We start from the raw sequence: 6085 nt of genomic DNA on the forward strand, positions 1-6085 counted from the left end.
CATGGGAATAAATGTAATCCCTGCCGTGTTCGTGATTGGAAGTTACTCTTTGATCCAACATTCAATAAACGGGAGCTGTCCCTGGTTTTGGTGTGCATGTTCCGATTATACGGAAAAGCCTAAAGAAGCTATATGGCACCCACTTTGAACCATGGTTCAAAGACCTACCAACACGGCATTATGGCGGGGGTTCTATTTTATTCAAAGTTTGATTAAATTTATTAATATAGGTGAATTCTATATTTAATAAACAATATGTTAAATTTACCTTTATGCGACCCGATGAATATATCACGCAGCTCTGGGAAATGATGTAATGCCAGCCCTTCCTTTTTTCCTCCTCATTTAACTGCCGTAATTAAATCGAATGTAAGCATTTTAACAGCATAGGCAGCGATGGTTTGCGTCTTTCTGCAGACAATAGACAACCATCGATCTACGATAGACCTAAATTTTTCGCTAGCCATGGCGCATGTCGATTTTTATGGTAACACAGCAAGCTTACAGAAATACCTGCTTAATAAAATACTTTGGATTCCTGGTGAGCTGGTGGTGAAAAATGATTTTTTACCAGACCATCAACTCCGAATGGGATCTCAGGTTTGATGAATTCGCCAAAATTCCGGTTAAGACGGTTTCTAAGAAAATTTAAATTTTTCTTCTATAAACTAGCAGGACAAGAAAGGCAGATAAATTTTGAAATCACCAGAACCGGTGGTGGTGCCTTAAATTATTAAAAGGTGCAGCACAACGTCCCGATAAATTGAAACGGGAGGGTTTTTTGCGAGGCCATAAGGTTTGCATGGCTTGACAACCGGCAATATACTAAAGATCTTTGCAAAATGACAAATTATGTTAGAGTTCCAGCCAGGGGGGCCGCCTCAGGCAGATCAACCCCAGGAACATATCGAATATTTGGATGACTGGAATTTAAGCCTGACATAGAAACCGTCATAACGTGTTGTTTTGCGAAGGTCTTTAATCGCCGTTTCCTTTTTCAAGGAGATATACCATGGAAGAATATATTATACTATTAGGAATTGCCTGCTTTGCTGCAGGGTTTATTATTGCGTTTTGGCTTAAAGGGAAAATGCTTTCCCAGCAAATCAAAGCTGCCAAAGGAGAAGCTTCTCGAATATTAGAGGAATCCGAAAGAAAAGCAGAAACGCTGATTAAAGAGGCTGATCTTGAAATAAAGGACAAACTTTTCAAGATGAAAGCCGAGTTCGATGCGGATACCAAGGATACGAGATATGAGTTTAAAAAGCGGGAGAAGAGAATCATTCAAAAAGAGGAAAACGTTGAACGAAAAACAGAACAATTAGAAAGAAGAGATCGTGATATCTTAAAAAAAGAAAAAAGGTTGGCGAAAAAGGAAGAGCATATTGAACACAGTGAAAAAAAATATAACGAGTTAATCGAAGAACAAAAAAGACATCTTGAACAAATTTCCGGACTGACGGCAGAGCAGGCCAAAGAATTGTTAATAAGAGCCATGGAGAACGAAGCACGGCATGAAGGGGCCAGGCTGATTAAAAAAATAGAGAATGAAACAAAAGAAAAAGCAGATAAAAAGGCCAAGAATATTATGGCGACTGCGATTCAGCGATATGCCAGCGATTTTGTTGCAGAACGAACGGTCTCAGTTGTTCAGCTCCCCAGCGACGAAATGAAGGGGAGAATAATTGGCAGGGAAGGGCGTAATATTCGGGCCATAGAAGCCGCCACCGGAATTGATTTGATCATAGACGACACGCCTGAAGCAGTCATTCTCTCAGGTTTTAATCCTGTCAGACGAGAGGTTGCCCGTATATCTTTAATACGTTTGATTTCGGATGGGCGAATACATCCTGCACGTATTGAAGATGTGGTAAAAAAAGTAGGAAGGGAAGTGGACCAGGTCATTAAAGAAGCCGGAGAGCAGGCGGCATTTGATTTGGGTATTCATGGGATTCATCATGAACTGATCAAGTTAATCGGTCAATTAAAATTTCGCACCAGCTATGCCCAGAATGTTTTGCAGCATTCAGTTGAGGTTGGTTTTTTATGTGGTATTATGGCCGCTGAACTGGGACTTAATCAAAAACTTGCCAGACGCATGGGGCTTCTGCATGATATCGGAAAAGCGGTTGATCATGAAGTTGAAGGCCCTCATGCCCTGATAGGCGCCAGACTGGCAAAAAGATACAATGAATCCAGAAGAATTGTGCATGCAATTGAGTCTCACCACGAGGATATTCCTCCATCTTCTGTTTATGCATTTTTGGTGCAAGCTGCAGACGGTCTATCGGGAGCCAGACCGGGAGCTCGAAAGGAACTGCTGGAAAATTACATTAAAAGGCTGGAAGATCTTGAGAAAATAGCGAATTCATTTAGAGGTGTGGCAAATACTTATGCCATTCAGGCCGGCAGAGAGCTTCGGGTGATCGTTGAAAGCAGTGTTATTTCAGATGAAGATGCCACCATGCTAAGCAGAGATGTTGCCAAAAAAATAGAAGAATCCTTAACTTTTCCTGGCCAGATAAAGGTAATGGTTATCAGAGAAACAAGGGCTGTAGAGTATGCCAATAAATAGGGGTTATGCATGATGAATGTGATCGATATATTACGCGAAAGAGGATTTATAGAACAAACGACGCACGATGAAGAATTGCGCAGGTATGCTGATAAAGAGCAGATTACCTGTTATATCGGTTTTGACCCTACTGCCTCCAGTCTTCACATTGGAAGTCTTGTGCCAATCATGTCGCTTGCGCATATGCAAAGGCTTGGACATAGGCCCATCGCCCTTGTTGGCGGAGGGACGGGGCTTGTCGGAGACCCCAGCGGCAAAACTGAGATGAGGCAATTGCTGACAGCGCAGATGGTGGAAGAGAACGCACGGGGCATCAAAAAGCAGCTGTCCCGGTTTATTGATTTTAGTGATGGTAAAGCCCTTATGCTCAATAATGCGGACTGGCTGACTAAATTGGAATACATCCCGTTTTTAAGAGATATTGGACGTCATTTTTCAGTAAATCGGATGATAAAAGCAGAAAGCTATAAAATACGTTTGGAATCTGATGAAGGTTTAAATTTTATAGAATTTAACTATATGTTGCTTCAAGCCTATGATTTTCTGGAACTTTTTAACACCCAAAACTGCAGACTGCAAATGGGTGGCAGTGACCAGTGGGGGAATATTGTCGCAGGGGTTGAGCTTACTCGCAGGATGCGGCAGGAAACTGTATTCGGCCTGACCTTTCCTTTGATTACCACCAGCGGTGGGGCAAAGATGGGGAAAACGGCCAGTGGTGCTGTCTGGCTCGCTGATGACAGGACGGATTCTTATGATTATTACCAGTACTGGATAAACACCGATGACAGGGATGTAGAGAGATTTTTGGCACTTTTTACCTTTCTGCCCATGGAAGAAATAAGAGATATTGGGAAATTAGAGGGCTCAGATTTAAATAGTGCCAAAACTGTTTTAGCATTTGAAACGACCTTTCTGGCCCATGGGAAGGACAAGGCCGAAGAGGCATACCAGAAAAGCGCCAGTCATTTTGGAACCCGTTCCATATCAAAGAATATATTGCCTTCAAGCCGGATACATACTGAATTGCAGAAGGTTCTTAAAATATCGGTAAAAGATAACGTGACAGTAGATGATGTCGTTACGATTGATACGGTCGATTCATATGTCGATGAAATAGAACTAAAAACGGGTATACCGGCTTTTAAACTATTTCATACCGTTGACCTGGCATCATCTGGTAGTGCCGCCAGAAGGCTCATTGAACAGGGTGGAGCGTATATTAACGACCAACGGGTAAAGTCATTTGACCAGCTTATTAATGATGACTATGTTGATGAAAAAAGGACAATTGTATTAAGAGCCGGAAAAAAGCGATTTCATAAAATAAAAGTTAAAAAATAACAAAATTAAGCTTGACAAAGATAAGCATTAATTATACGTTTATTTTCTTTTTAAAACGAAGCAGATTTTTTAAAAAAAGATTAAAAAAACAGTTGACAGGCGTGTTCAAGCAAGGTATTTGAGCTATCCTGTTTGCATTTATTTTTTTAAATATTTACAGCAAAGTAAGTTTTTGATCTTTGAAAACTAAATAGTGACAGAAATTTTAAGTCGGGTTTAAAGTTAATTCGCCGAATCATTTTATCTGTTTATCCGATGAAAAGAAGCGGCATAGTTTAATTGGAGAGTTTGATCCTGGCTCAGAATGAACGCTGGCGGCGTGCTTAACACATGCAAGTCGTACGAGAACTCTTTAGCTTGCTAAAGATAGTAAAGTGGCGTACGGGTGAGTAACGCGTGGGTAATCTACCTTTGAATCGGGGATAACATTGCGAAAGCGATGCTAATACCGGATAATATCTCAAAATCAAAAGGTTTTGAGATCAAAAATGGCCTCTACATGTAAGCTGTTGTTTGGAGATGAGCCCGCGTACCATTAGCTTGTTGGTAGGGTAATGGCCTACCAAGGCAACGATGGTTAGCTGGTCTGAGAGGATGATCAGCCACACTGGAACTGACACACGGTCCAGACTCCTACGGGAGGCAGCAGTGAGGAATTTTGCGCAATGGGGGAAACCCTGACGCAGCAACGCCGCGTGAGTGATGAAGGCCTTCGGGTCGTAAAGCTCTGTCAAGTGGGAAGAAAATGTAAAATGTTAATACAATTTTTCACTGACGGTACCACTGAAGGAAGCACCGGCTAACTCCGTGCCAGCAGCCGCGGTAATACGGAGGGTGCAAGCGTTATTCGGAATTATTGGGCGTAAAGGGCGCGTAGGCGGCCTTTTAAGTCAGATGTGAAAGCCCGGGGCTTAACCCCGGAAGTGCATTTGAAACTAAAGGGCTTGAGTATGGGAGAGGGAAGTGGAATTCCTGGTGTAGCGGTGAAATGCGTAGATATCAGGAGGAACACCGGTGGCGAAGGCGACTTCCTGGACCAATACTGACGCTGAGGCGCGAAGGCGTGGGTAGCAAACAGGATTAGATACCCTGGTAGTCCACGCAGTAAACGGTGAACACTAGGTGTAGCGGGTATTGACCCCTGCTGTGCCGCAGCTAACGCATTAAGTGTTCCGCCTGGGGAGTACGGCCGCAAGGTTAAAACTCAAAGGAATTGACGGGGGCCCGCACAAGCGGTGGAGCATGTGGTTTAATTCGACGCAACGCGAAGAACCTTACCTGGATTTGACATCCCGGGAAGTCTTTTGAAAAAAAGATGTGCCCTTCGGGGAGCCCGGTGACAGGTGCTGCATGGCTGTCGTCAGCTCGTGTCGTGAGATGTTGGGTTAAGTCCCGCAACGAGCGCAACCCCTATCTTTAGTTACCATCATTTAGTTGGGGACTCTAAAGATACTGCTCCGGTTAACGGGGAGGAAGGTGGGGATGACGTCAAGTCCTCATGGCCTTTATGTCCAGGGCTACACACGTGCTACAATGGGCTGTACAAAGGGTTGCGAACCCGCGAGGGTAAGCCAATCCCATAAAGCAGTTCTAAGTTCGGATTGGAGTCTGCAACTCGACTCCATGAAGCTGGAATCGCTAGTAATCGTGGATCAGCATGCCACGGTGAATACGTTCCCGGGCCTTGTACACACCGCCCGTCACACCATGAGAGTTGGTTGTACCAGAAGTTGTTGGACTAACCTTTACAGGAAGTAGGCACCTAAGGTATGGCTGATGATTGGGGTGAAGTCGTAACAAGGTAGCCGTTGGGGAACCAGCGGCTGGATCACCTCCTTTCTAAGGAAGAAAAGATAGATCGAGTTTATTTTTTAGAAAGATAAAATATCTCGACTTTATTTGTCACTATTTAGTTTTGAGAGATCAAGACCGTTCTTTTAAATTTTAGATGATGATAGGCTCAATCGGATTTTGGATTTTTTGACTTAGATTTTGGATTGGATGAAGTATAAGCAATTTGAAATCCACAATCCGAAATCGAAGGGGCCTGTAGCTCAGTTTGGTTAGAGCGCACGCCTGATAAGCGTGAGGTCGATGGTTCAACTCCATCCAGGCCCACCATAGTACCGTCAAAAGCGGGAAAATTCGGAGCATGAATTTCAAAAT

Annotated in this window: 2 protein-coding genes, 1 tRNA gene, 1 rRNA gene and 1 other RNA gene; all 5 read left to right on the forward strand. The window is 43.4% G+C overall.

The genetic code is table 11. The annotated features are described in order from the left end of the window. Window positions 1–14 precede the first annotated feature (14 nt). Window positions 15–194, forward strand: a non-coding RNA gene (ssrS, locus tag SWH54_12955) — 6S RNA. A gap of 818 nt (window positions 195–1012) precedes the next feature. After that, complete coding sequence (rny, locus tag SWH54_12960) at window positions 1013–2575, forward strand: ribonuclease Y (protein MDY6792169.1); 1563 nt, start codon at window positions 1013–1015, stop codon at window positions 2573–2575. Window positions 2576–2587: 12 nt separating this feature from the next. Next, window positions 2588–3919 (forward strand): tyrosine--tRNA ligase, encoded by a 1332-nt coding sequence (tyrS, locus tag SWH54_12965; GenBank protein MDY6792170.1) that lies wholly within the window; start codon window positions 2588–2590, stop codon window positions 3917–3919. Window positions 3920–4195: 276 nt separating this feature from the next. Then, window positions 4196–5758 (forward strand): 16S ribosomal RNA (locus SWH54_12970). 204 nt (window positions 5759–5962) lie between these two features. Next, window positions 5963–6040: transfer RNA gene (locus tag SWH54_12975), tRNA-Ile, on the forward strand. Window positions 6041–6085 lie beyond the last annotated feature (45 nt).

Source organism: Thermodesulfobacteriota bacterium, assembly GCA_034189135.1.
GTDB lineage: Bacteria > Desulfobacterota > Desulfobacteria > Desulfobacterales > JAUWMJ01 > JAUWMJ01.